The organism is Actinophytocola xinjiangensis (assembly GCF_001921215.1).
In the GTDB taxonomy this organism is placed as follows: Bacteria; Actinomycetota; Actinomycetes; order Mycobacteriales; family Pseudonocardiaceae; genus Actinophytocola; species Actinophytocola xinjiangensis.
The window spans coordinates 835896-862182 of sequence record NZ_MSIF01000001.1; the positions used below are offsets into that span (position 1 = coordinate 835896).

At 71.8% G+C, this 26287-nt stretch carries 26 protein-coding genes; 22 read left to right on the plus strand and 4 right to left on the minus strand.

What is annotated here, in order from left to right; all coding sequences use genetic code 11:
• The 8 genes from BLA60_RS03710 to BLA60_RS03745 all read left to right on the plus strand — a co-directional run bounded on the left by BLA60_RS03710 (window position 1) and on the right by BLA60_RS03745 (window position 8203).
• Entirely contained in the window at window positions 1–387 is a 387-nt protein-coding gene (locus tag BLA60_RS03710; RefSeq protein ID WP_075131197.1) for a hypothetical protein, read from the plus strand.
• Entirely contained in the window at window positions 384–1688 is a 1305-nt protein-coding gene (locus BLA60_RS03715) for an MFS transporter (RefSeq protein WP_075131198.1), read from the plus strand. Before BLA60_RS03710 ends, BLA60_RS03715 begins: the two co-directional genes overlap by 4 nt.
• 41 nt (window positions 1689–1729) lie before the next feature.
• A complete protein-coding gene (locus BLA60_RS03720) occupies window positions 1730–2941 on the plus strand; it encodes an argininosuccinate synthase (RefSeq protein WP_075131199.1) in 1212 nt (403 codons plus the stop codon).
• Window positions 2942–2946: 5 nt separating this feature from the next.
• A complete protein-coding gene (locus BLA60_RS03725) occupies window positions 2947–3894 on the plus strand; it encodes a methionyl-tRNA formyltransferase (RefSeq protein ID WP_075131200.1) in 948 nt (315 codons plus the stop codon).
• Window positions 3895–3999: 105 nt separating this feature from the next.
• Entirely contained in the window at window positions 4000–5181 is a 1182-nt protein-coding gene (locus BLA60_RS03730; RefSeq protein ID WP_154814086.1) for a DegT/DnrJ/EryC1/StrS family aminotransferase, read from the plus strand.
• 32 nt (window positions 5182–5213) lie between these two features.
• Complete coding sequence (gene blsE, locus BLA60_RS03735) at window positions 5214–6194, plus strand: cytosylglucuronate decarboxylase (protein WP_075131202.1); 981 nt, start codon at window positions 5214–5216, stop codon at window positions 6192–6194.
• Between the two features lie 61 nt (window positions 6195–6255).
• The gene (locus BLA60_RS03740) at window positions 6256–7431 is read left to right on the plus strand and encodes a hypothetical protein (RefSeq protein WP_075131203.1); all 1176 of its coding nucleotides are present in this window, start codon (window positions 6256–6258) and stop codon (window positions 7429–7431) included.
• Window positions 7421–8203, plus strand: coding sequence for a class I SAM-dependent methyltransferase (locus tag BLA60_RS03745; RefSeq protein WP_075131204.1), 783 nt, complete (start codon window positions 7421–7423; stop codon window positions 8201–8203). Before BLA60_RS03740 ends, BLA60_RS03745 begins: the two co-directional genes overlap by 11 nt.
• Window position 8204: 1 nt before the next feature.
• Here the strand turns inward: BLA60_RS03745 and BLA60_RS03750 are convergent, their stop codons facing one another.
• The 4 genes from BLA60_RS03750 to BLA60_RS03765 all read right to left on the minus strand — a co-directional run bounded on the left by BLA60_RS03750 (window position 8205) and on the right by BLA60_RS03765 (window position 11589).
• The gene (locus tag BLA60_RS03750) at window positions 8205–8813 is read right to left on the minus strand and encodes a DUF3558 family protein (protein ID WP_154814087.1); all 609 of its coding nucleotides are present in this window, start codon (window positions 8811–8813) and stop codon (window positions 8205–8207) included.
• 71 nt (window positions 8814–8884) lie between these two features.
• Window positions 8885–9361, minus strand: a complete 477-nt coding sequence (locus BLA60_RS03755) for a nuclear transport factor 2 family protein (protein ID WP_075131206.1) — start codon at window positions 9359–9361, stop codon at window positions 8885–8887.
• A 9-nt stretch (window positions 9362–9370) separates the two neighbouring features.
• Entirely contained in the window at window positions 9371–10399 is a 1029-nt protein-coding gene (locus BLA60_RS03760; protein ID WP_075131207.1) for a TIGR03617 family F420-dependent LLM class oxidoreductase, read from the minus strand.
• Window positions 10396–11589: an acyl-CoA dehydrogenase family protein gene (locus tag BLA60_RS03765; protein ID WP_075131208.1), complete on the minus strand. Its 1194-nt coding sequence runs from the start codon at window positions 11587–11589 to the stop codon at window positions 10396–10398. Before BLA60_RS03765 ends, BLA60_RS03760 begins: the two co-directional genes overlap by 4 nt.
• A gap of 119 nt (window positions 11590–11708) precedes the next feature.
• Between BLA60_RS03765 and BLA60_RS03770 the strand changes: the two genes are divergently transcribed.
• The 14 genes from BLA60_RS03770 (at window position 11709) to BLA60_RS03835 (ending at window position 26286) form a co-directional block, all read left to right on the plus strand.
• Entirely contained in the window at window positions 11709–13088 is a 1380-nt protein-coding gene (locus BLA60_RS03770; RefSeq protein ID WP_075131209.1) for a hydroxymethylglutaryl-CoA synthase family protein, read from the plus strand.
• Window positions 13088–14275 carry an acetyl-CoA acetyltransferase gene (locus tag BLA60_RS03775; protein WP_075131210.1) on the plus strand — a complete coding sequence of 396 codons (1188 nt, stop codon included), beginning with the start codon at window positions 13088–13090 and terminating at the stop codon, window positions 14273–14275. Before BLA60_RS03770 ends, BLA60_RS03775 begins: the two co-directional genes overlap by 1 nt.
• 142 nt (window positions 14276–14417) lie before the next feature.
• Entirely contained in the window at window positions 14418–14960 is a 543-nt protein-coding gene (locus BLA60_RS03780; protein WP_075131211.1) for a TetR/AcrR family transcriptional regulator, read from the plus strand.
• A gap of 115 nt (window positions 14961–15075) precedes the next feature.
• The gene (locus tag BLA60_RS03785; protein WP_075131212.1) at window positions 15076–16143 is read left to right on the plus strand and encodes an acyl-CoA dehydrogenase family protein; all 1068 of its coding nucleotides are present in this window, start codon (window positions 15076–15078) and stop codon (window positions 16141–16143) included.
• On the plus strand, window positions 16140–17057 hold the full coding sequence (locus BLA60_RS03790; RefSeq protein ID WP_075131213.1) for a hydroxymethylglutaryl-CoA lyase: 918 nt from the start codon (window positions 16140–16142) through the stop codon (window positions 17055–17057). Before BLA60_RS03785 ends, BLA60_RS03790 begins: the two co-directional genes overlap by 4 nt.
• 10 nt (window positions 17058–17067) lie before the next feature.
• Entirely contained in the window at window positions 17068–17931 is an 864-nt protein-coding gene (locus BLA60_RS03795; RefSeq protein ID WP_075131214.1) for a MaoC family dehydratase, read from the plus strand.
• Window positions 17932–18075: 144 nt separating this feature from the next.
• Window positions 18076–19254, plus strand: coding sequence for an ABC transporter substrate-binding protein (locus tag BLA60_RS03800; protein WP_075131215.1), 1179 nt, complete (start codon window positions 18076–18078; stop codon window positions 19252–19254).
• Between the two features lie 28 nt (window positions 19255–19282).
• Window positions 19283–20083: an LLM class flavin-dependent oxidoreductase gene (locus BLA60_RS03805; protein WP_075131216.1), complete on the plus strand. Its 801-nt coding sequence runs from the start codon at window positions 19283–19285 to the stop codon at window positions 20081–20083.
• Between the two features lie 13 nt (window positions 20084–20096).
• Entirely contained in the window at window positions 20097–20990 is an 894-nt protein-coding gene (locus BLA60_RS03810; protein ID WP_075131217.1) for an LLM class flavin-dependent oxidoreductase, read from the plus strand.
• A complete protein-coding gene (locus BLA60_RS03815; RefSeq protein WP_075131218.1) occupies window positions 20987–22192 on the plus strand; it encodes an acyl-CoA dehydrogenase family protein in 1206 nt (401 codons plus the stop codon). The genes BLA60_RS03810 and BLA60_RS03815 overlap by 4 nt, the downstream gene beginning before the upstream one ends.
• Complete coding sequence (locus tag BLA60_RS03820; protein WP_075131219.1) at window positions 22189–23211, plus strand: acyl-CoA dehydrogenase family protein; 1023 nt, start codon at window positions 22189–22191, stop codon at window positions 23209–23211. Before BLA60_RS03815 ends, BLA60_RS03820 begins: the two co-directional genes overlap by 4 nt.
• Complete coding sequence (locus tag BLA60_RS03825) at window positions 23208–24743, plus strand: AMP-binding protein (protein WP_075131220.1); 1536 nt, start codon at window positions 23208–23210, stop codon at window positions 24741–24743. The genes BLA60_RS03820 and BLA60_RS03825 overlap by 4 nt, the downstream gene beginning before the upstream one ends.
• Window positions 24740–25135, plus strand: coding sequence for a Zn-ribbon domain-containing OB-fold protein (locus BLA60_RS03830; RefSeq protein ID WP_075131221.1), 396 nt, complete (start codon window positions 24740–24742; stop codon window positions 25133–25135). Before BLA60_RS03825 ends, BLA60_RS03830 begins: the two co-directional genes overlap by 4 nt.
• The gene (locus BLA60_RS03835; protein ID WP_075131222.1) at window positions 25132–26286 is read left to right on the plus strand and encodes a thiolase C-terminal domain-containing protein; all 1155 of its coding nucleotides are present in this window, start codon (window positions 25132–25134) and stop codon (window positions 26284–26286) included. The genes BLA60_RS03830 and BLA60_RS03835 overlap by 4 nt, the downstream gene beginning before the upstream one ends.
• Window position 26287: the final 1 nt, after the last annotated feature.

Here is a 26287-nt window from a genome sequence, read left to right on the forward strand (position 1 = left end):
GTGCCGAACGACCACACCCGGGAGTCGCGTGGCCCGGTACTCATCGAGGCCGACACGGTCGAGCAGGCGCTGCGGTGCCTGACCGACGTCGCCGAGACCATGGGGGCCGGCATCGCCGACGGCTGTGTCGACTCGGTGGTCGTGTGCTGGGAGCAACCGGCCGGCGTGGACCCCGCGCCTGACCCCGCGCCCGTCCTGTCGGCGCACGACGACGACCAGCCGTGCCTGGTGTTCACGGTGGACAGGGTGGGCACCGGGCCGGAACTGGCCCGGGTGCTCAACGACTGTGCCCTGGCCGCCGCGGGCCGGGCCGGCTCGACCGCGCGGGTGGCCGTGGTCATCGGCTGCCTGTCGGCCGGCGCCGTCGCACTGGCGGGGTCGTCGTGAGCGGGGCGCGGCCCACGGCCGGGCCGGACGAACTCCCCGGGCCGCGATCGGACGGGACCGGACCGGCGGACCTGCGCCGGGCGAAGCTGCTGTTCATCGTGTCGGCGGCCCTGTCAAGCGGTCAGTTCACCCGTGGCGTGTTCATCATCTACATGCTGTCCCAGGGCCTGAGCCTGGTCCAGGTCGGCATCGCGGAGAGCTTCTACCAACTCGGCCGGTTCGCCAGCGAGGTCCCGTTCGGCGCGCTCGCCGACCGGTGGCAGCGCCAACGGGTGATCCAGCTCGGGTACGCGATCCACGCCCTGGCCATGCTGCTCTACCTGGTGGGGTCGGGTCTGCTGCTCTACTCGATCGTGTTCGTCCTGCTCGGTGCCCGAATGGCCGCCCAGAGCGGCGCGGACAGCGCGTTGCTCTACGACTACCTCCAGACGCACGGGGCCGAGGACGAGTTCGCGAGGATCAACGGTCAGTCGGCGGCGGCGGGCTACGTGGTTCTCGCGACGGCGACGTTCACCGGTGGTCTGCTGCTCGGCGTCGGGCAGTGGTTGCCGTTCGTCGGCGAGGCGCTGTGCGTGGCGGTCGCCGCCGTCCTCATCGGACGGTTCCCGGAGACAGTGCCCGACGCGCGGACCGGCGTGGAGGCCGTGCGCTACTGGCAGACCATCGGCACCGCGGTACGGATCATCCGCGGGACCCGGCTGCTGACGCTGTTCGTCCTGTTCACGGCGTTGCTGGAGACCGGGACGGGCGTCATCAGCATCCTGTCGCAGGACTACTTCGTCGACCGGGGCCTGTCGGTGCCGCAGACGACGTTCTTCCTCGGGCTGGCCATCCTGATCAGTGCGGTCGCCGCGTTCCACTCCCACCGTCTGGTGAAGCGGGGCCCCACCACGACCCTGATCGTCTCCGCGGCGATCTACGTCGTGGGCATGGTGGTGATGGTGAGCCACCACCCGGTCGCGGCGGTGATCGGCTTCCTGCTGGTGTTCATCAACATCGACTTTCTCTACCCGGCGCTGCGCCAGTTCTTCAACCGGCACACGACCTCGGCGGTCCGCAGCACGGCGCTGTCGTTGCAGTCGTTCCTGGCCGGCCTGGGCGCGTTCGTGGCGTTCCCCATCGCCACCCTGGTGGTCCACCACGCCGGCTACAGCGCACTGGTCATCGGCATCGCCGCGATCACCGCGCCGCCCATGGCACTGATCATCGTCCGGTCGCTGCGCCTGGTCAGGGTGACGGCCGGGGAGACGAACCAGGACACCGGCCAGCGGGCCGGGCACAAGGAGGCAGAGGACCGATGAGGCACCGACAGTTGTCGCGCACGGCGAGGTGAGGAGGAGCAGTGAAGATCGTTCTCGCGTACTCCGGTGGGCTGGACACCTCCGTCGCCCTCCGCTGGCTGATCGACCGGTACGACGCGGAGGTCTACGCGTACTGCGCGGACATCGGCCAGCAGGAGTCACTGGACGGTATCGAGCGCAAGGCGAAGGAGACCGGCGCCGTCGGTGTCCTGGTCGAGGACCTGCGGGAGACGTTCCTGACCGACTACGTCTGGCCGGCGTTGCTGGCCAACGCCGCCTACGACCGGCAGTACCTGCTGGCCGCGCCGATGTCCCGCCCGCTGATCTGCGCGCGCATGATCAGCTACGCCCGGTCGGTCGGCGCCGACGCCATCGCCCACGGCGCCACCGGCAAGGGCAACGACCAGGTGCGCTTCGCCGGGGGAGCGGCGGCGCTCGCGCCGGACCTCACCCTGCTCACCCCGTTGCTCGAATGGGACCTGACGTCCCGGCAGGACGAGATCCGCTACGCCGCCGACCACGGCATCCCGGTGGACGCGGTGGCGGACAAGCCCTACAGCGTCGACACCAACATCTGGGGATCCAGCATCGAGTGCGGAGTGCTCGACGACATCGCCGCGCCCCCGCCGGAGGAGATCTACCTGATGACCCGCGACCCGGACCGCACCGGCGTCGGGTCCCAGGAGATCACCGTCGGGTTCACCGCGGGTGTTCCCACCAGTGTGGACGGTGAGCGGATGTCACCGGTGGCGCTGGTGGAGCGGCTGAACGCGGTCGCCGGCCGGCACGGCGTCGGGCGGATCGACCTCCTGGAGAACCGGGTGGTCGGGTTCAAGACACGCGGCGTGTACGAGTCCCCGGCGGGGACGGTGCTGCACCGGGCCCACCGCGAGTTGGAGTCGGTGGTGCTGGACCGGGACACGCTGCACACGGCCGAGACGCTGGGCCAGCGCTACGGGCAGCTGATCTACGACGGTCTGTGGTTCTCCCCCCTGCGCACGGCGTTGGACGGCTTCTTCGCCGCGGCCCAGGAGCCGGTGACCGGCAGCGTCACGCTCCGGTTGGGGCACGGCCGCATCGACGTGGTCCGGCGGAGCACACCGAACTCGCTCTACGACCGGCACTTCGCCAGTTACGAGTCCGACGACCAGTTCGAGCACCTGGCCGGCGCCGGCTTCTCCTACGCCTTCACGATGCCGATGCGGATACGCGGCCTCGCACGCCGGCGCGACCAGGACACCGTTGGGAGCTGATTCACGTGCGCGTAGTTTTCCTCGGACACCAGACCTGGGGTCGGGTCGCCCTCGAAGCGCTGCTCAAGGCCGGGCACGACGTGCCGCTGGTCCTCACGCACCCGCGTACCGAGCACCCGTACGAGACCATCTGGTCCGACTCGGTCGCCGAGTTCGCCGCCAGCAACGGCATTCCCTGTGTCGAACGCACCTACGCCAACGACGCGGAGGCGGCCGACCTGATCGCACGCGGTGACGCCGAACTGCTGGTGTCGTCCAACTGGCGCACCTGGGTGTCGCCCCAGATCTACCAACTCGTTCCGCACGGCGCCATCAACGTGCACGACGGCCTGCTGCCGCGCTACGGAGGTTTCGCGCCGCTGAACTGGGCGGTGGTCAACGGTGAGACCGAGGTGGGCGTGACCGTCCACTTCATGACCGACGAGTTCGACCTGGGCGACATCATCGAGCAGCGCCGCGTCCAGGTCGGCCCGACCGACACCTCGACCGATCTCTACCACCGGACGCTGCCACTGATCGGTGAACTCACCGTGTCGGCGGTGCGCGCCATCGAGAACGGCACGGTGACGCGCACGCCCCAGGATCCCGCCGAGGCGACCTTCTTCCACAAGCGTGCCCGGCGTGACTCACTGATCGACTGGACCAGGGAGGCCGAGGAGATCTGCTGCCTGGTCCGCGCGCAGTCGCCGCCCTACCCGGCCGCGTACACCAGCTTCCGTGGTGCGGAACTGGAGGTGCTGGCCGCCTCGGTGTCCGAGCGTCCCTACGGGGGCACGCCGGGGCGGATCTTCTGCCGTGCGGAGGGCGGGGTGGCCATCGTCGCGGGCAGCCGGGCGCGGACCGGACACAGCCGGGCGGTCGTGCTGCACGAGGTCCGCCTCGGTGACGGCGACCCGGTCAAGGCCACCGAGTTCTTCCGGCGCATGGGCGGTTACCTCGGCACCGAGGACTGACCGCGCGACGCCGCCGCGCGTCGCCACGACGACCCAACTTGTGAACAGTCCCGACCGCGCCCGCAGGTCGAGGTGGACGGGACACGACCCGTGGAGGAGCAGCAGATGCGCAATCCCGCGCAGGTCCAGGCCGACAGTTCGCTGGTGATGAACGGCGGCCCACGGCGAATCACCCACGAACTCGTCGAGGACACGGGCATCGCCGTCACCGCCGCCGACGACGTCGCCGACATCGTCCGAACAGGACGGACGGTGTACTGGGGCGGCGGTCCTCGGAGCAAGCGGCTCGAACGGGAGTTCGCCGACCACATCGGACGGTCGATGGCGTTCTTCCACAACTCGGGCACGGCCGCGTTGCAGACCGCCCTGTTCGCCCTCGGGGTCACCGACGGCACACCGGTCGCGATCACCGACTCCGGCTTCGTCGCCTCCCTGAACGTCATCCAGCACCTGCGGGCCCGCCCGGTGTTCCTGCCGACCGCACCCGAGACGTTGCTGTGCCAGGAGGACGTGTCGGACTGGGTGGACGGCGTCGACGTGCACACCGCGCTGTTGACCCACTTCTTCGGCAACGTCCTCGACGCCCCCGCGACGTTCGCGTCCACCGGGGCGGAGTACCTCGTCGAGGACGCGGGCCAGGCACACGGCGCGACACTGCGCGGTCGGCCGGTCGGCAGCTTCGGCGACATCGGCTCGTTCGCCGGCTCGCACAAGAAGCTGGTGACCTCCGGCCAGGGCGGCCTGAACGTCTACGACGACCCCACCATCGACTTCCGGATGCGGGCCTACGCCCACCACGGCCACAGCCAGGGCGAGAACATCTACCCCGGCTACAACTTCCGCGGCGGCGAGATGGAGGCGACGCTGGGGCTCGCGGCCCTCGCCGACCTGCCCACCCGGGTCGCCGCGCGCAACCGCACGGCGGCGGCGATCACCGAGATCCTGGAGAAGGCGGGGCTGACGGTGGCCCGCACGCCGGCGGGACTCGACTGCACCCCGGCCTGGTTCGACGTCCCGGTGCTGCTCGACGAGAGCTGGCTCGGTCATCGCGACTGGCTGATCGACGTCCTGCGCCAGGACGGCATCGAGCTGTGGAAGTACCCCGCGCTGATCGCGTTGCCGTGGGTGAAGCCGTACATGGCCAACCACGGCTGGTGGGGCGAGCGTGAGGAGGAACTGCTGCGCGTCGAACGGCGGCTGTGGGACCGCCTGGTGCTCATCCCGACCCAGATCTCGGCCGAGGACGGCCGGGTGGTGGCCGAGGCGCTCGCCGAGATCCTGTCCTGACGAGCCGGCGACCGTCCGGAAAGGACCCCGCGATGCGGCCGAAGTACCTGTTCATCCGAATTCTCGAAGCGTGCAACGCCGACTGCTTCATGTGTGGGTTCGCGCTCTCGCGCGAGACCTACCGGTTCTCCCCGCAGGACCTGGCCCGGCTGCTGCCCAACGCGACACGGTCCGGTGTCCGGTTCGTTCGGTTCACCGGCGGTGAGACGTTGATGCACGGCGAGATCGCCGAACTGGTGGAGACCGCGGTCGCGCACGGTATGCGCACCTCGCTCATCACCAACGGCATGCTGTTGCCGAAGAAGGCCGCGCGCCTGGCCGAGGCCGGACTCAGCCAGGTCATCGTGAGTCTCGACGGGGCGAGCGCCTCGACCCACGACTTCTACCGCAACTCGCCTGGCTGTTTCGACAACGCGATGGCCGGCCTGGTGGACATGCGGGACCTGGGTGTGCTCACCAGGGTCAACTCGGTCGTCGGCCCGCACAACTACCGCGAGGTACCCGCGATGCAGCGGGAGTTCTCCCGGCTGGGCGTGCGGCGCTGGGAGCTCTCGGCGCTCAAGCTGGCCCGCGAGGTGCTGTACGAGGATCCCGACGACGTGGTGCGGGTCTGCGAACCGGTGTACACGCCGGCGGACCCGACCCTGCTGGTACCGCTCGGGAAGCGTTTCTACGGCGACACCGAGGACGAGCGGCACCGGTTCTTCGTGGACGCGATCACCCCGCGCGCGAGCGGACCGACCTGCCGGGCCACCGACGACGTGATCTTCTACGACCCGAAGGCCGGGTCGGCCTACGCCTGCAGCCTGCTGGCCTACGCGGCCGACGGCGCGCCGATCAACGTCGAGGCGCGGGAGGGTCGGGCCGTGCCGCTGGAGACACCGACCTTCCGGGCCCATCGCGAGTACTTCCGGGACAGGGGACCGCGGAACTGTCGGAACTGCTCGGCGACCGCCGCTGGCTACAGCGACGACGTGCAGCGGCAGGAGTTCCTGCCGGAGTGGCAGTACTGACCAGCGGAACCGACACCCGCGCGGGGGCCGGCCGGCCACCCACAGGACGCGAGGAGCAGCGATGAGAAGATCAGCCGCGGGTTCGTTCCCCGGAACACTGCTGGTGGCCGCGTTCGACTTCGGCTGGGGTGGGGCCGGCAAGGTGCACCTCATCCTGTCGGAACTGCCGGGGGTGCACGCGGTCGGTGTCGGCAGCACGTTGACCAGGCGCCTGCTCGGCCCGACCCACATCGACGACTGGATCGGCGAGAACGAGGAGGAGATCAGGGAGTACATCCGCTGCAACGACGTCCGCGCGGCGCTGGTCGTCGGCCACCTCACGGTCGCGCGGACCCTGATCGACCTCGGCCTGCCGGTGGTGTTCGTCGACAGCCTGCCCTACCTGTGGACGGCGAACGACATGCTGCCGTTGGACGCGGACGTCTACTGCGCCCAGCTGTGCTACGCGCTGCCGAGCCTGTGCTGGCCGGTGATGCGGACCATCCAGAAGCTGCGCTGGGTCGAGGCCATCGTGCCGCAGCGGCGGCGCGGGTCTCGCGGCGGTGGCGGCGCGGTCGTCAACGTCGGCGGTCTGCACAGTCTGTACTCGGCGGAGTCGGGGGACCGGTACGCGCGCTGTGTCCTGCCCGCCGTGCTCACCGGGATCCAGCGCGCGGAGGTCCCGGTGACGGCGGTGTGCGGCAACTTCAACGAGGACCTCGTCCGGATGATCCGGGAACACGTGCCGGAGAGTACGTCGGTGGGTCGTCTGCTGCCGCACGAGTTCAACGCGGCCGTCGGGAACGCGGAGGTGCTGTTCACCTCGCCGGGCAGCACCACGATCCTGCAGGCGGACGCGCTCGGCGTGCCGTTCGTGTTGCTGCCACCGCAGAACGTCAGCCAGATCCTGAACGCCGAATGGCTCGGCCCGCCCGGCAACGAGATGTCGGCGCTGCGCTGGCCGGCGCACCTGTTCGACCTCGCCGAGTTGGAGGAGTCCCGGCCGCACGGTGAGGAGCACGCGCTCGCCTACATCTACCGGGTCATCAAGGAGGTCGAGGCGAGTCCGGACACCGCGACCGAGTTCGCCGCGGTGGCCGAACAGCTCGCGCGGCAGGAGAACCGCCAGACCCCTGGCCGGCACGGCCGCATGCTCGGCCGGCGCGGCGCCCACCAGGTGGCCCAGTACGTGCGCCAGATGATGCTGGCACCGCCGCGCAGCCCGACCCGACGGTCCAGGAGTGCCCATGTGGAGTGACTACACGGCCCAGAACCGGTTGGCGTGGAACGAGATCGCCCAGGCCAGGACGAGCTGGCGGGACGAGCAGGGCCAGGACGCCGCCTTCTTCCGCGACGGCGGGACCTGTCTGCCCGACCACGTGGCGGACACCGTCGGCGACGTGACCGGGGTGTCGCTGCTGCACCTGCAGTGCGCGAGCGGCGAGGAGTCGCTGTCCTGGGCGGTCCTCGGCGCCCGGGTCACGGCCGTCGACCTGTCCGACGAGCTGGTTCGCCTCGGGCGCGCGAAGGCCGCCGAGGCGGGGCTGGCCGTGGACTTCGTCCGGGCCGACGTCGGTGACCTGCCGGCCAGGGTCGCGAACGGCGGGTTCGACGTCACCTACACCGGCGGCGGTGTGCTTCCCTGGATCCCCGACCTGGACCGGTGGGCGAGGGTGGTGCACGGGTCGCTGCGCCCCGGCGGACGGTTCGTGCTCATGGACGAGCACCCGCTGCTGCCGTGCCTGCGCGGCGACGACCAGGGCCTGCGGCTGGTGGGCAACTACTTCGGCCGCGACACCGATCCCTCGGTCTACCCCGGCTGGTCACACTTCCCCGGAGGGGAGGACGCGGTGGCGAACAAGACCCAGTTCGTCTGGCCGCTGGGTGACGTGGTGACGGCGCTGGTGAAGGCCGGGCTGGTCCTCGACCACCTGCGCGAGTACCCCACCGCCCGGGCGTGGCGGTTCGGCGGTGACGACGGCGTCGGCCGGCGACTGCCCGGTCGTTTCGTGCTGGCCGCGCACCGCTGACCTAGACGGCGAGGTTGCGGACCAGCTGTTCGGCCACCGCGACCGCCAACGCGCAGGCGAGTTCGCGGCCGTCGCTCGCCAGGACCTCGATGCCCTGGCGATCGGCGAGCCCGACGGTCACCTGGCAGGCCGTCGTGGGGTCCTTCCCGTTGACCACGGCCGGCTGGCCGGCGACGTCCACGAGGTAGGCGTCGCCGCCCTGGCGTCGCCGGTCGCCGAACTGGGAGGCGAACACGTCGGCGTCGGGCCACAGGTTGTACTCGACGTCGCGTTCCGTGCCGAAGGCGTTGCGGCTGCAGGTCACCAGGCTGCCGTCGCCCGCGTTGTACGGGTTTCCGGAACCTTGCAGGCCGAGGTCGACGGCCTGGGTGTCGCTGAGCAGGTCGCACACCGTGTCCCCGGTCGCGTACCGGGCGGCGTCCAGCGGCCGGGCGATCGGCGGCGGCGCGGCGGGCAGCGCCGTCACCACCGGTTCGGGCAGGGGAGAGGCGGCGGGTGGCGGCGTGGTCGTCGGTGTCGGTGCCGCGTTCTGCTCCGGTGGGGCCGACGTGCAGCCGGCGAGCGCACCGGCCACGACAACAACGCAGATCGCCATCATCTTCGCGGACAAGCCGATACCCCCGGTTCGCCGACGTCGCCAACCGACGTTACTCGACTTTCCGTTGGTCGGAAAAGACCCGTCTACCGGCTCGCGGCGCGGTCGTAGCGTTCGAACCGGTCGGGGAGCGGGTCCGATCCGGTCGTCTTGGCCCCGGCGACCCGGACCTTGCGGGCCCTGATCCGCCACCGGTCGCCGTCGTCGACGAGCTCGTCCTCGTAGCAGCCCCACACGTGCAGGTGGCGGTCCTGCTCGGCGTTGTCGTGGAAGGCGTACACGTAGGAGATGGTCCGCGCGGTCGCGTCACCGACGTGCAGGAAGCTGATGGTCGAGACGTGGTGGCTGGTCGCGGTGTAGCGCCCGGTGGCCGCCGCGAACAGGCCACGCAGCGCGTCCCGTCCGGCGGTGACGTTGCCGTGGCCGTAGTCGAACGTCCCGTCCGTGGTGAACAGGTCGGCCAGCAGGTCGAGGTCGCACCGGTCCACGCCTCGGCTGTAGGCGTGCAGCGTGTCGCTGATCTCGGCGCGGGCGACCAGGTCGTCGGCGGTCAGTCGGCTCATCGGATCACCTCAGGCGGTCGTGGGGACGGGGTCGGCGAAGGCGGCGACGATGGCGCGCAGCCGGTCGGGGTCCTCGGTGGGCCAGCCGAAGTACGACGACACCCGGTCGATCCGCCCGCCGAACCGTTCCCCGCACAGGCCCGGCATCTGCTCCGGTGTCCCGACGAGCGCGATCTCGTTGAACAACCGCTCGTCGATCAGGTCGCCCATCTCGGCCCACCTGCCCTCGCGGGACAGGTTCCGCAGTTCGGGCTGGAGGTTCTCGTAGCCGACGCTCGCGAGCACCGCGGAGTAGGCGGGGGTGGAGGCGTAGAACGCGATCTGTTCCCGCGTCCTGGCGGCGCTCTCGGCGATCTCCGCCTCGGTGTCGCCCATCACGAGGAACAGCGGCACGTACAGCTCGAGGGCGTCGCGGTGTCGGCCGGACGCGGCGAGACCACGGTCGACGGCGGGCAGTGTCACCTGGTCGAGGTAGGCCGTGGTGGTCATGCCGTGCAGGAGCAGGCCGTCGCACAGCTCGCCGCCGAGCTCGGTCATCCTGGCGCCGACCGCGGCGATCATCGTCGGGATGCGGTGGCTGTGGTGGTGGGGCGTGAACACCGGGGTCATCAGCGTGTGCTGGTAGTGCCTGCCGCGGTGGTCAAGGCGGGTGCCGTCGCGCCACGAGGTGAAGATGGCGTCCAGCGCGAGCAGGAAGTCACGCATCCGGTCGACCGGCGAGCTCCACTCCATGGAGAAGCGGCGCTCGACGTGGGCCTGGATCTGGCTGCCGAGGCCGAGGACGAAGCGACCACCGGACATGGCCGCGAGGTCCCACGCGAGGTACGCGACCGACATCGGGTTGCGGGCGAAGGCGACCGCGATCGCCGTGCCGACCGACACCCGCTCGGTGGTCAGCAGCGCGGCCTGGGACTGGAGGAAGGCGTCGGTGACGCTCTCGCTCGCCCACACGCCGTCGAACCCCCAGGCCTCGGCGTCGGCCGCGATCGGCCCGCACCCGGCGGCCGAGGAACCGATCATGCCCATGTCGATCTTCATCGTGCGTCCTTCGGTAGGCCGAGAACCCGTTCTCCGATGGCGTTCTTGAGGATCTCGTCGGTGCCGCCGCCCACGCGCAGGCCCGGCAGCCCGAGGGTGAGCTCGGACCAGGCGTAGGTGCCCCACTCGCCGGTGTCGGCGACGTGCCCGGCGCCCAGGACGTCGGCGGCCACGTCGCTCATCTGGCGCAACAGGTCCGTGGTGAGCAGCTTGGTCATGGCCAGCTCGGGACCGGGCGTGGCGCCGCGGTCGAGGTAGCGGTCGGTGGTGAGCCGCGCGGCCCACGCCCGCACCACGACGTCGGCGAGCTGGTCGCGGGTGCGGTCGTCGATCGGTTGGCGCACATGGCGTGCGAGGTCGACGAGCCGGTCGACGAGCGCGCCGTCGACCCCGACCTCGCGGCCGATGGCGGAGCGCTCGTGGAGCAGCGAGGTCATCACCACCCGCCAGCCGCCGTCGACCTCGCCGACGCGGGCCGAGTCGGGGACGTGGACGTCGGTGAGGAACACCTCGTCGAACGACGCCCCGCCGGTGAGCTGGCGGATCGGCCGGATCTCGACGCCCGGCGCGCGCAGGTCGACCAGGAACGTGGTCAGGCCGGCGTGCTTGGGCTTGGCCTGGTCGGTGCGCGCGATGCAGAGACCGAGGTCGCTGTAGTGGGCGCCCGAACTCCAGACCTTCTGACCGTTCAGGCGCCAGCCGTCGCCGTCGCGTTCGGCGCGGGTGGACAGGCCCGCGAGGTCCGACCCGGCGCCGGGCTCGCTGTAGAGCTGGCAGGCGATGACCTCACCGGTCCGCAACCGGTGGAGCAGCCCGGTCCGCTGCTCCTCGGTGCCGTGTTCGAGCAGGGTGGGGCAGAGCGTGGAGGCGCTGAAGCGGAGATAGGCGTCGTCGGGCAGCTCATGTTCGGCCTCGACGGCACGCAGCAGGTCCGCGTGCCGGGTGGTCAGTCCGGCGCCGCCGTAGGTCGCCGGACCCTCCACCCAGGACAGTCCGTGGTCGTCGAGATGGGCGCGGTAGCGTCGCAGGCGGGCGATCTCCTCGGCCTCGCCCTCGGATCGTTCGGCGACGACCGAGACCCGGTCATCGCCCTCGCCCCAGGCGTTTCCGCCGGCGGCCCGTGCGGGTGCGAAGGCGTCGATCACCTCGGTGACGCGCTGCCGGAAGTCCCGCTCGCTCACGGTCGACATCGTCCTCCGTTCACGCTCCTCGGCCCGGCGCATGGTTGCGTCCGCGAGGCGGCGTCCCTAAAGTATCAAAGCAAGTGCTTGATTGAAAGTTCGCCCAGCCGGGGTAGAAGTGAGGTGTCGTGGTCGGCATCGAGTCATATGCCGTGTACCTGCCCGTGCCGCGCCTGGACCGCGCCGACGTGGCCCGCGTCCTCGGCGGACGAGGCAAGGGCACCCGCCCCGTCGCGTCCTACGACGAGGACGCCACCACCATGGGCGTGGCCGCCGCGCGGGCCGCGCTGCGCGCGGCGGACGGCGTCGACAGCCTGTGGTTCGCCACCACCCGGCCCGCCTACCTGGAGAAGTCGAACGCCGCCACCGTCGCGGCCGCCTCCGGGCTGGCCGAGGAGGTGGCGGCCTACGACCTGTCCGGTGCCCTGCGCGGCGGAGCCGGCGCGCTGCGCGCCGGCCTGTCCTCGGGCAACGCGCTGGTCGTCGCCAGCGACCTGCGCTACGGCCTGCCCGGCTCGGCGGACGAGGCGGCCGGGGCCGACGCGGCCGCCGCCCTCGTCGTCGGCGCCGACCCGATCGCCGAGCTGATCGGGTCGGCCTCCCTGACGAGCGAGTTCCTGGACCGGTGGCGGATTCCGGGCGACGTGCGCACCCGGACCTGGGAGGAGCGCTTCGGTGTCGAGGCCTACGTCCCCCTCGTCGAACGGATCGTCGACGACGTCCTTGGCCGCTGCGACCTCAAACGCGAGCAGGTCGACCACCTCGTCATCAGCACGCCCCACGCCCGCGCCAGGTCCACGGCCCGGCGCGGCTTCGAACAGGCGCTGTTCGCCGCCGTCGACGCGGCCGGCCTGGGCTACGCCGGTGCCGCCGACCTCGCCGTCGGCCTCGCGGTCGCGCTCGACGCCGCGTCCCCCGGCGACGTGGTCCTGGCGGTGTCGGTCACCGACGGCGCCGACGCCTTCGTCTTCCGGGTGACCGACCGGCACGCGAACGGCCCGCGCAGCGGGCTGGCGGACGCGCCAGACGCACAGCCCGTGTCCTACGGCGACTTCCTCAACTGGCGTGGCCTGCTGCCGCGCGAACCGGCCCGGCGCCCGGACGTCAAACCGCCGGTCCCGCCCGCCTCGCGCCGTTCCGTCGCCTGGAAGTTCGGCTTCGTGGCCGCGCGCTGCGGCTCCTGCGGGTACCGCAACCTGCCGCCGCGCCAGGTCTGTCTGCGCTGCTCGGCGACCGAGGGCTTCGAGCCGGAGCCGATGGTCGACGTACCCGGTCGGATCGCGACGTTCACCGACGACTGGCTCTCGGAGTCGGTCCAGCTCCCGGCCCGCGTGGTCGCGGTCGACTTCGACGGCGGCGGCCGATTCGAGTGCGAGATGACCGACGCCGTCGGTCGTGAGCTCGCCATCGGCGACCGGGTCACCCCGACGTTCCGGCTCGCGAGCGTGGCGGGCAACGGGGTCCGCAACTACGTGTGGAAGGTGCGCCCGCACCTCGAGGAGGACTGATGGGATCGCACGCCCTCACGACACCGGTGGCCGTGGTCGGCATGGCCTGCACGAACTTCGGTGAGCACTGGGACCGCAACGTCGACGACCTGCTCGTCGAGGCGACGCACGGCGCGCTCGGCTCGGCCGGCGGGCTCGGTGTCGGCGACGTCGACGCGTTCTGGCTCGGCTCGATGATCTCCGGTGTCTCCGGCCTGACCCTCACCCGCCCGCTCAACATCGCGCACAAGCCGGTGACCCGGGTCGAGAACATGTGCGCGACGGGCTCGGAGGCCTTCCGCAACGCCTGCTTCGCCGTGTCCTCCGGCGCCTACGACGTCGTGATGGCCGTCGGCGGGGAGAAGCTCAAGGACGCCGGCTACTCCGGTCTGGAGATGCCGAGCGTGCCCAACGACGGCACGCCGCCGGTGCTCAGCGCGCCCGCGATGTACTCGATGATCGTGCCCGCCTACGCCCGCCGCTACGGCGTGCCGGAGGAGCGGATCAAGGAGGCGATGACCCACATCGCCTGGAAGAACCACGGCAACGGGGCCAGGAACCCGCGCGCGCAGTTCCGCCGCGAGGTGCCGAAGGAGACCATCGCCGCCGCGCCCGCCCTCGCGGGCAGGCTCAGCGTCTTCGACTGTTCCGGGGTCGCCGACGGCGCGGCCGCCGCCGTGATCGTCCGCGCCGAGGACGCGCACCGGTACACCGACTCGCCGCTCTACGTGCACGCACTGGCGCTCGACGCCGGTTCGGGCACCGGTCGCAACGACAGCGACTACGACTACTCCGATCTCGCCGAGGCGTCGGCGTCGGCGAGGACCGCCTACGCACAGGCGGGCATCACCGATCCCGCCACCCAGATCTCGCTGGCCGAGGTGCACGACTGCTTCACGCCGACCGAGCTGGTCCTGATGGAGGAGCTCGGTTTCTCCGAGCGCGGCAAGGCGTGGCAGGACGTCCTGTCCGGACGCTACGACCGCGACGGCGCGCTCCCGGTCAACATCGACGGCGGGCTGAAGAGCTTCGGCCACCCGATCGGCGCGAGCGGGCTGCGGATGATCTACGAGATGTGGTTGCAGTTCCGCGGTGAGGCGGGGGAGCGGCAGGTCGCCGACCCACGGTTCGGGCTCGTGCAGAACCAGGGTGGCAGCCCCGGCGACCTCGTCAGCGCGGTCACGATCGTCTCCGATCGCCGGCCGTGACATGCGGTGACCGTTCGACGGCGACATCGTCCGTTAAGGTGTCCGAGCATTTGGACCGGTTACAGGAAGGCAGCGCAGCGTGAGTACTACCCGTCGCCGCTCGACCGGCTCTCCCACGGGCGTGGCTCGCAAGGAGCTGATCATGCGCGCCGCGGCGAAAGTGTTCTCGGAGAAGGGTTTCTCCGCGGCCACCGTGCGTGACATCGCCGACGAGGCCGACATGCTCTCGGGCAGCCTCTACTACTACTTCGACTCCAAGGAGGCGATGGTCGAGGAGGTGCTCGTCGGCTACCTCGACACCATCATCCGCGGCTACGACGCGGCGGTCGCCAAGGCGCAGGGACCTGTCGACGCGCTGGAGCAACTCGTCGCGTGTGCCCTGCGCGGCCTGGTCGAGAACCGCCAGCACGTCACGATCCTGCAGAACGACTGGCACTACGTGCGTCCGATGAAGGGCATCACCGATCGGCAGCACCAGGTCGAGAAGGTGTGGCTGGAGACGATCCAGCAGGGCATCGACGCGGGCGTGATCCGCGGCGACATCGACGCCAGGATGATCTACCGAACCATCATGGGGGCGATCCAGGCGGTCATCCGCTGGTTCAACCCGCGTGGCCAGGTCGGCATCGACCGGGTCATCGAGGTGCAGACCGCGATCCTGCTCAACGGGATCCGCACGGCCTGACGCCGACCTGACGGAGGCGCCGCTCGGTGGCGCCTTCTTTGTCGGCACCGGATAGCAAGCGCTTGATTCACAACGACTGATCCACGACGACGTGATTCACGGACGGGAGGAAGGCGTGGCGGGTCTGATGCTCAGCGCCGAGCTGTCGCCGGTGTTCGCACGGTTCCTGGACCAGCGCAGCCCGGTCGAGGTCAGCCGCCTCGCCGGGGCGGCGCGGCCCGAGCTGTGGGCCGGCCTGGTCGAGGAGGTCGGCGCCGCCGGCCTGCTCGTCGAGGACGAACACGGTGGCCAGGGTGCCACGCTCACCGAGCTCGCCGCCGCGGTGGCCGAGACCTCGCGGTGCGGCTGGTCCGGCCCGCTGGTCGCGGCCTCGGGTGTGGCCGTGACCCTGCTGCGCCTGGTCGATCCCGCCGACGCCACCGGCCTGCGCCGCGCGCTCGCCGAACAGGGGCGGATCGTCGTGCCCGCCCTGCACGAGGACGGGGCGGGTGTCGCCCTGGACGCGACCGCCCGGTGGGACGGGCGCACGGTCAGCGGGCGCAGGACGTTCGTCGACAGCGGGACCCACGCCGACACGTTCCTGGTCACCACCTCCGGTGCCGACCTGGTGCTGGTCGACGCCACAGCGCCGGGGGTGCGGGTCACGGCCATGGAGGCGGTCGACCCCGGTCGCGGCCTCGCCCTGCTCGACCTGGACGCCGCCCCGGCGGTGCTGGTCGCCGGGGGAGTGACCGACGCCGTGCGCGACGCCTGGCTGACCGGCGCGCTGCTCACCGCGGTCGACGCCCTCGCCGCCGCCGACCGGGCGTTCCACCTCGCCCGCGACTACGCCGTGGACCGCGTCCAGTTCGGCCGCCCGGTCGCGTCCTTCCAGAGCGTCAAGCACAAGCTCGTCGACATGTACGCCGAGCTGGAGACCGCGACCAGCGCCGTGCTGGCCGCGGTCTCCGCCGCCGCCGAGGGGACCGACGACTGGCGCTTCGCCGCGTCGGCGGCCAAGGCCAGGGCGGGGGACGCCGCGATGGTCGTGCTGCGCGAGGCCGTCCAGGTCCACGGCGGCATCGGGTTCACCTGGGAACACGAGATCTCCCACCACTTCCGGCGCGTGACGACCGCACGCGCCCTCTACGGGACGCCGACCGCCCATCGCGCGCTGGTCGCCGAGGAACGGGGTGTGCGATGAGCGAGGTTCCCTCCCGGGTCGTGCTGCGTGAGGTCGGACCGCGTGACGGCCTGCAGAACGAGCCGCCCGTGTCCACGGCCGGGAAGGTGGCGCTGGTCGACGCGCTCGGCACGACCGGCCTGACCGAGATCGAGACCGTCTCCTACGTGCACCCGAAGGCGATCCCGCAGATGGCCGACGCCGCCGAGGTGTGGTCGGCGGTGGAGCGCCGCGACGACGTGCGGTACTCCGCGCTCGTGCCCAACCTGGTCGGCGCCCGCCGGGCGCTGGACGCCGGCTTCGGTGACATCGAGGTCGTCGTCTCGGCGTCGACCACCCACAACCTGCGCAACATCAACCGCACCCCGCAGGAGTCGCTCGACGGCATCGCCGAGGTCATCGAGCTGGCCCACGCGGCCGGGGCGTCCTGCCAGGTGATCGTCGCGACGGCGTTCGGCTGCCCCTACGAGGGCGAGATCGCCGAGGACGTCGTCGCGTCCTACGCCGCGAGGGCCCGTCGCGACGGCGCGGACAGCATCTGCTTCGGCGACACCACGGGCATGGGCTCGCCGCCCCGGGTCCGCCGGCTCGTCGGCCGGTTCCGCGACCTCGACGCCGACGCGCCGCTGGCGCTGCACCTGCACGACACCCGGGGCACCGGCATGGCGAACCTCGTCGCGGGCCTGGAGCTGGGCGTGTGGCGGTTCGATGCCAGCGTCGGCGGGCTCGGTGGCTGTCCGTACGCGCCCGGCGCGAGCGGGAACATCGCGACCGAGGAGGCGGTGTACCTGCTGGGGGAACTGGGCGTGGAGACCGGGGTGGACCTGGACCGTCTCCTCGACGTCGCCGAGCTGGCGCAGCGTCTCGTGGGCCACGAGCTGCCGTCCCGGGTGCTCAAGGCAGGGCCGCGCACCCGCCTGTCCGATTCGAGCTGAGGAACTGTCGATGCCACTGGACCCGACCCGTGTCGGCCTGGTCACCGGACCGCACACCGTGACCTGGACCGACAAGGACTCGCTGCTCTACGCCCTGGCCGTCGGCGCGGGCCAGGACGATCCGCTCGCCGAACTCGGCTTCACGACCGAGAACAGCGAAGGCGTTGCCCAGCAGGTGATCCCGACCTTCGCGGTGGTCCTTGGCCTGGCCAACGGCCTGCCGGACGTCGGCGACTTCGACCCGACGCGGGCGGTGCACGCCGAGCAGGAGTTCGAGATGGACGGACCGCTCCCGCCGGCCGGGACGGCGCGCGTCGTGACGACCGTGACCGAGATCTGGGACAAGGACCCGCACGCGGTCATGTGGACCGAGTCGGAGATGGTCGACGCGGCGACGGGTCGCCGGCTGATGCGCAGCCGCCTCGGCGCGTTCTTCGGTGGGGCGGGCGGTTTCGGCGGTGAGCGGGGGCCCAGCCCGGTCTGGGCCGCGCCGGAGCGGGAGCCGGACCTGGTCGCGGACTTCGCCAGCCGGCCGGACCAGGCGCTGCTGTACCGGCTGACCGGGGACCGCAACCCGTTGCACGCCGATCCGGTCTTCGCGACCCGTGGTGGTTTCGAGCGCCCGATCCTGCACGGCATGTGCACCTACGGCTACGTCGCACGCCTGTTGGTCAACCACCTGGCCGACGGGGACGCGAGCGGGTTGCGGTCGATGGCGGGCCGGTTCACCCGGCCCGTCCTGCCCGGTGACCGCCTCCGTCTGGTCGTGTGGCGTGACGGCGACGGGGGGCTGTTCCAGGTGCTGGCCGCGACCGGTGACGTGGTGCTCGACCGTGGCCGGTTCGCGCTGGGCCGCCCGGCCGCCGGTTCCTGATCCCGGTCTGTCACCGACCCGTCCGGAAATGCGGAAATGCGCCCCCGGGCCATTGCGTGACTGGCATCACCGTGCCTAATATCAAGCACTTGCTTCATATGGTTCAAGCGCTTGCTTGATCCGCCCGGTCAGAAGGGGACGCTCGTGTCTCGACTCACCACCAGCCGGCGCCGTCGCCGGTTCCGCACGGTCGCCGCGACAATCAGCGCGGCGGCGCTCGTCGCACTTTCGGGATGCAGCTCCGCCGGCGCGGGCGGCGACACCGAGTACCTCGTCGGCTTCCCGGCCCTCCTCTCAGGTCCGGCCGCCTTCGCCGGCGTACCGATCACCGACGGCGCCAAGCTCGCCGTCAAGGAGATCAACGACAGCGACTACCTCGGTGACGGCAGGACCATCAACCTCAAGATCGACGACATCAAGGGCGACCCGGCCCAGGCCATCGCGCTCTACCAGCAGTACGTCGCGGACGGCGCCTCCGGGGTCCTGTGCTGCGGGCTGTCCTCGGAGGCCGGCGCACTCGCCCCGATGATCACGCAGAGCAAGGTCCCCGCGATCGTCACCTCCGCGATCCTCGACGGCCTCGCCGAGCCGCCCTACGTCTACCGGCCGGTGATCCTGCCCGCCGAGCCGGACGGCATCTACGACCAGTTCGTCGACAAGGTCGTGCCCGCCGAGGGCATCAGGACCGCCGTCCTGGTGGTCACCTCGGACAACGACGGCATGGTCGGCGACGCCAAGGTCTGGAAGGCCGCGCTCGAACGCAACGGCGTCGACGTGGTCCGCACGATCAACACCTCCTCCGCCGACACCAACTACACCCAGGCCGCGACCGAGGTCCAGTCACTCAACCCCGACACGGTGGTCGCCAGCATGCTCGGCACCCCCGCCGCGCTGCTGTCCAAGTCGCTGCGCGAACGCGACTACGACAAGCGCATCCTCACCAGCTACGGCGTCGACAGCGCCGAGCTGTTCCAGTCCTCCGGCGGCGGCCTCGCCGGCACCCTGTTCGCGGTGCCCTTCCAGGCCGGCTTCACCGACAACGAGCTGGCCACGAAGTTCGTCGAGAGCTACCAGGCCGACTACGGCAAGGACCCCGACATGTACGGGGCGCAGGGCTACACCGCCATGTGGCTGATCGCCGAGGCGATCAAGGAAGCGGGCGACAAGGACCCGGCGAAGGTCGCGGAGGCGCTCAAGAACATCAGCTCGCAGGACACCGTCTACGGCGAGCTCGCCTACCAGGACGGCCAGGCCAGCCTGAGCGGAACGGGTGCCTACCTGGAGTGGAGTGCCGACGGCACGCTCGTGGAGTGGAAGGGCTGACGAACGCCGCGTGAGGGAGAGGACGTCGATGGACCTCGGGATCGCCTGCAGCTTCCGAACCACCGGGACAGAGGCACTCGGCACCGCGATCGCCCGGGCCGCCGCGACCGCCGAACGAGCGGGCCTGGCCTCCTGGTGGGCCGGCGGCGACCGCGAGGCCGCCGCCGACCGGGCCCACGATCCGACCCTGGGCCTGCAACGCGTCGCCAGGGCGACCAGCCGGATCCGGCTCGGCCTGTCCGGCGACCTGCTCTCCCTGCGCGGCGCGGCGGTCCGCGCCAAACAGATCGCCAGCATCGACTGGTTCGGCGGCGGGCGGCTGGAACTGGGGCTCGACCTCGCCTGCCCGCCCCCCGTCCTGGCCGACCCGTTCCGGGAGATCGGCGACCACGTCGGTCGCTGCATCGACAATCTCGGCGCCATGCGCGCGCTGTGGACCCAGCGGCGCGCCTCCCACCACGGCGAGCACGTCTCGTTCACCGGGGCGATCGCCCTCCCGAAACCGGTGGGTGACCGGGTGCCAGCCACCCACCTGCGCGCGACGACGGCCGACGTCCTCGACCGGTACGTCGCCGCCCACGCGGCGCCGGCCGGCTGGCTGGCCTGGCAGGCCGGCCGCGCCGACCTGGTCGCCGCCGACGCCGTCCTCACCAGGGTGCTCGGCGAGGCCGCCGAGGACGTACGCCGAACCTGGTGCGTCCCCGTCGCCGACCTGCCCGCCGCCCGGGAGGCGATCGCCTCCCTGCCGGTCCGGGTCGACGAGCTGGTCGCCGACCTCGACCACCTCCCCACCGACGACGAGATCGCCGCCATCGCGGCGTTCGCCTGAGAAAGGAGCCCGTGTGGAGATCGGTCTGGTCGACCTGTTCGACGGCAGCACCGAACGCAACCCCGACTTCATGGCGCGGTTCGGCAGGACCGCCGAGGAACTGGGCTTCACCGGCATCTGGTTGCCGGAGCACATCGTGTTCTTCGACGAGTACACCTCGGCCTACCCCTACCCCGAGGCGCCGTCCGCGACCGATCCCGAGCAGGTCGAGCGGCACAACCGGACGGTCGACGGCACGGCCAGGGTGGAGGCCGCCGAGGACCAAGGGCTGCTCGACGTGCTCCAGGCCGCCGTGGAGGTCTGCGCCGCCACCACCCGGCTGCGGGTCGGCAGCTCGGTGCTGCTGCTGCCGCTGCGCAACCCGACCCTGCTCACCAGGGACCTGATGACCGTGGCCGCGCTCACCGACGGCCGGGTCGACCTCGGCGTCGGCGTCGGCTGGTCGGCCGAGGAGTTCGCGGCCTGCCAGACCGAGTTCCGGACCCGTGGCCGCCGCTGCGGGCAGGGCATCGCCGAGCTGACCAGACTGTGGGACGACCCCGACGGCATCTACCCCCGGGATCCGGCGCCGCTGCCCAGGGTGCTCGTCGGCGGGCACTCGCCCGCCGCGCTGCGCCGGGCCGCCACGGCCGGAACCGGGTGGTACCCCTGGAACCTCACCCCGTCCCAGTTCGCCGAGCACCACGCGACCTACCGCGCCCACCTCGAGGAGGCCGGGCGCGACCGGTCCGCCCAGCACGTGATCGTCGGGCTCCGCTTCACCGGCGAGGTCGCCGCGCTGGCGCCGGTCGTCGAGCGGTACCTCGACCTCGGGGCCGACGGCGTCAACATCTCCCTGCGGATGGGCGCGCACGACTACGCCGACACCATGCGCACGGTCTCCGACGCCCTGGGACTCGCGGCATGAGCGCGCCCGACACCGCCGCCGGTGTGGCGGAGTTCCGCGCCGAGGTCCGGGCCTGGCTCGCCGAGCACGTCCCCGCCGAGCCGCTGCCGCCGTGGACCGAGCGGGAGGGTTTCGACCTGCACCGCGCCTGGGAGGGCCGGCTGTTCGAGGGCGGGTACGCCGCCGTGGACTGGCCGACCGAGTACGGCGGCCGCGACGCCGGCCTGCGCCGGTCGATCGCCTTCGCCGAGGAGTACTACCGCGCCGGTGCACCGGAACGGATCAACATGGGCGGCCTCTACCTGCTGGGGCCGGTGCTGATGCGGTACGGCACGCCCGAGCAGTGCGCCCGCTGGATCCCCGACCTGCTGGCCTGCCGCACGATCTGGTGCCAGGGCTTCAGCGAGCCCGGCTCCGGGTCCGACCTCGCCTCGCTGCGGACCTCCGCCGAGCGCGACGGCGACCACTTCGTCGTCAACGGCCAGAAGATCTGGATCTCGATGGGCGGCTTCGCCGACTGGATCTTCGCCCTGGTGCGCACCGACCCCGAGGCCGGCCGCCGGCGCAAGCACGACGGCATCAGCTTCCTGTGCATCGACCTGCGCTCGCCCGGTGTGGAGGTCCGGCCGCTGACGATGGTCGACGGCACCCGCGGCTTCGCGGAGGTCTTCTTCACCGACGTCCGGGTCCCGGTCGGCAACGTCGTCGGCGAGGTCGGCCGTGGCTGGGCCGTGGCGATGTCGACCCTCGGCTTCGAACGCGGTGCCGTGTTCGGCGACCACGCGAAGTTCTCCCGCGACGTCGCGGACCTGGCCGCCCTCGCCGGCGCCCGTGGCCTCGACGAGGACACGCACGCGCTCGACGAGCTGGGCCGGGTCCTGGTGCAGACCGAGGTCTACCGGGCCAACGTCTACCGGCTGGCCGCACTGGCCGAGGCCGGCGGCGAGCTGGACAGCACCGCCAGCATCAACAAGGTCTTCTGGACCCAGATGCAGCACGACATCTTCGACACCGGCCTGCGGCTGCTCGCGCAGGACGGTGCCGTCGTCGGCGATCCCGGCTCGCTGCCGGGCGCCGACGCCGCCACGCTGCGCGCGTGGTCGCGGTGGCATCACCGCTACTGGTACGCCAGAGCCGCCATGATCTTCGGCGGCACCAACGAGATCCAGCGCAACATCATCAGCGAGCGTGTGCTGGGCCTGCCGATGGAGCCGCGACGATGACCACCTTCGACCAGGACCGCCGCCAGCTCGTGGCGCTCACCGACGACGTCCTGCGCGCCCACTGCGGCCTGGACCACCTGCGGGCCCGGCTCGACGACGACACGGCCCACACCGCCGCGCTGTGGGGACGGCTGGCCGAGACCGGTCTGGTGTCCGCGCTCGTCGCCGAGGACCACGGCGGCGCGGGACTGTCCCCGGCGCACCTGTCGGGCGTGCTGCACAGCCTCGGCCGGCACGCCGTGCCCGAGCCGTTCCTGGAGACGGCGGTGCTCGCCACGTCCGTCCTGGGCGCGCTGCCAGGGCCGGTGGCCGACACGTGGCTGCCGCGGATCGTCGGGGGCGACGCGCTCGCCGTCGTCCGCCTCGGTGAGCTGACGCCGTTCCTCCCGTACGCCGCCGACGCCGACCTGCTCCTGGACCTCGCCGCCGACGGCTCGGTCCGGGCCTTCACCCGCGAGGAGACCGAGGTCGTCCCGGTCCCGTCGCTGGACCCGCTGCGCCCCCTCGCACGGGTCACCGTCACCGGTGAGGGCACGCTGCTGGGCAGCGACCGCGCGGTGGTCACCAGGACGCGGTCGCTCGCCGTCGCCGGTGCCGCCTGCCTGCTCGCCGGCGCCGCCCAGCGGCTGCTCGAACTCACCGTCGAGTATGTCGGCGTCCGCGAACAGTTCGGCCGGCCGGTCGGCTCCTTCCAGGCGGTCAAGCACAAGGCCGCCGACCTCGCGGTCATGGTCGACATGGCCACCGCCGCGGCCCTGTCCGCGTTCGACGCCGTCGACGACCCGGACGGGGCGTCGCGGGCGGCCGCCGCCAAGGCCTACGCCGGTGACGCGGCCGCCAGGGCGAACGTCGACGCCCTGCAACTGCACGGCGGGATCGGCTTCACCTGGGAGTACCACCTGCACGTGTGGCTCAAGCGGGTGATGGGCCTGGCCGCGACGTACGGCACGACGACGGCACTGCGCCGCGACCTCGCGCGTGAGCTGCTGGCGCGCGTCACCGAGGAGCGGCGCGGATGAGCGAGCTGGGGTTCTGGCGTCTCGCGGCCACTGCGCCCGACGCGCTGGCCGTGGTCGAGCCGGACGGCACCCGCCTGACCCGACACGAACTCGTCGCGCGTGCCAACGCGACGGCCCGCCTGCTGCGCGGGTTGGGCCTCGAACGCGGTGACCGGGTCGTGGGTGTGGTCGCCAACGAGTCGTGGGCGATCGCGCTCGTCCTCGCCTGCCAACAGGTCGGCGCCTACTACGTCCCGGTCAACACGGCGTTGACCACGGCCGAGGTCGGCTACATCGTCGAGGACGCCGCACCGGTGGCCGTCCTGTGCTCACTGGCGTACGCCGACACCGTGCGCACGGCCACCGACGCGCCGGACCGGCGGTTCACCTTCGGCCAGGCACCAGGGTTCCGTGACCTCACCGCCGAGATCGCCGACCTGCCGACCGGACCGGTCGAGGACCGCACGCCGGGTTCCTACCTCGGCTACACCTCCGGCACGACGGGCCACCCCAAGGGCGTGCTGCGCCGGCTGCCGGAAGGCGACCCGGACGACGTGTTCGCCGCCGGCGCCGCCTGGCAGCTCGGCATGTTCGGCATCACGCCGCTCGACGACGGCGTGCACCTGGTGACCTCACCGCTGAGCCACACCGCGGTCAGCGGGCTGGCGGTCACGTCCCTGCACTACGGGCACGCCGTCGTGCTGATGGACCGCTTCGACGCCGAGACGGTGCTGCGCCGCATCGCCGAGCACCGCGTCACCACGACCCACCTGGTGCCGACCCAGCTGCACCGGTTGCTCCGCCTGCCCGAGGACGTCCGGGCGGCGTCGGACGTGTCCAGCATGCGCAGCCTCGTGCACGGCGCCGGCCCGTGCCCCGAGTCGGTGAAACGTGCGGTCATCGCGTGGTTCGGGCCCGTGGTGTGGGAGTACTACGGCGCGACCGAGGCCGCCGGCACCGCGATCACCAGCGCCGAGTGGCTCGAACGCCCCGGCAGTGTCGGCCGCCCGCAGCCCGGCGCCGAGGTCCGCGTGCTCGACGCTGACGGCGAACCGGTGCCGGCCGGGTGTTCCGGGCGGGTCTTCCTGCGGATGGGCGCGCACGCGTTCTCCTACCGGGGGGACGACGCCAAGACCCGGGCCGCCCGGGTCGGCGACTTCGTCACCGTCGGGGACATCGGTCATCTCGACGAGGACGGCTACCTGTACCTGCTCGGCCGCACGGCCGAGGTGATCGTGAGCGGCGGGGTCAACATCTACCCCGCCGAGGTCGAGGCGGCCCTGCTGGAGCACCCCGACATCCAGGACGCGGGCGTGGTCGGCCTGCCCGACCCGGAATGGGGCGAGGTCGCCTGCGCGGTGATCCAGGTCGTGCCCGGCTCCGCGCTGGGCGCCGAGGACACCGCGCAGCTTCTCGCGTCCTTCCTGCACGACCGCCTTGCCCGCTACAAGGTGCCGCGCCGGTACCAGGTCGTCGCCGAACTGCCGCGCGGGGCCAACGGCAAGCTCCGCAAGCACCTGTTGCCCGATCTCGTCAGGGAAGGGACCCCGTGAAACCCGTTCCACTGCCCACCCCGGACACCCAGGAGTGGTTCGACCGCATCGACGCCGGTGAGCTGACGGTGCCGCGGTGCACGGCCTGCGCGTCGATGTTCCTGTACCCGCGCATCAGCTGTCCCCGGTGCGGCGCGCGCTCGGTGGAGCTGGTCGCGGCCGCCGGCCACGGCGTGCTGCTCTCGTTCGTCGTCAACCACCGTGCCCCGGCCGGTTTCGACGCGCCATACGCGCTCGGTGTCGTCGCGCTGGCGGAGGGCCCGCACCTGACCGGTGTGGTCCGCACCGACCGGCCGGACCTGCTGGAGGTCGACGCCCCGGTGCGGGTGGCCTTCGAGGAACGCGGCGAGCGCCGCGTCGTCTGCTTCGACCTCGCGGAGGGGAACTCATGAGTCTGCGGGGAGCCGTCGCGATCGTCGGTGCGGCGGAGAGCACCGAGCTGGGCAAGGTCCCTGGCATGTCCGCGCTACAGCTGCACGTCGACGCCGCGCTCAACGCGCTCGCCGACTGCGGCCTCACCCCGGCCGACGTCGACGGGGTCGCCTCGGCGGGGGAGATGCCGGTCGACGTCGCCGACTACCTCGGCATCGTCCCGGAGTACCTCGACGGCACGAACGTCGGCGGCAGTTCGTACATGCTGCACGTGCGGCACGCCATGGCCGCGATCAGCGCCGGCCTGTGCGACACCGTGCTCGTGACGCACGGCGAGTCCGGGCGTTCGCGGGTCGGCATGGTGCCCTGGGCGCCCGCGCCGCAGTCGTTGATGGCACAGCTGGAGGTGCCGCACGGACCGGTCGGCGCGCCGTCGCTGTTCCCGATGGGCGTGCGCCGCTACATGGCCGAGTACGGCATGACCCGTGAGCAGCTGGCGATGGTCCCCGTCGTGCAACGGCGGTGGGCCGCGATGAACCCGCGCGCCAAGCTGCGCGACCCGATCACCGTCGAGGACGTGTTCGCCTCGCCCGTCATCGCCGATCCGGTGCACCTGCTGCACTGCTGCCTGGTCACCGACGGCGGCGGCGCGCTGGTGCTCACCTCCGCCGAGCGGGCCCGGTCTCTGGACCTGCCGAACCCACCCGTGTACGTGCTCGGGGCGGGCGAGTCCAGCGAGTCCTCGGTCGTCTCCGGCCTGGAGAGCCTGACGTCCTCGCGTGCCATCCGTGTGGGCGGCGAGCGCGCGTTCGCCCAGTCCGGGATCGCGCACACCGACGTCGACCACCTGATGATCTACGACGCCTTCGCGCACGTCCCGGTCTACGGCCTGGAGGACCTCGGTTTCGTCGGCCGGGGCGAGGCGCCCGCGTTCATCGCCGAGGGCAACACCGCTCCCGGTGGACGGCTCCCGCTGAACACCAACGGCGGTGGGCTGTCCTACACCCACACCGGCATGTACGGCATGTTCGCCATCCAGGAGTCCGTGCGCCAGGTCCGCGGCGTCGCCCCCGCGCAGGTCGACGGCGTCGAGGTCAGCGTCTGTACCGGGGTCGGCGGGATGTTCATGAGCTCGGGCACCCTCGTCCTCGGCAGCGCGGCGACGCTCTGAG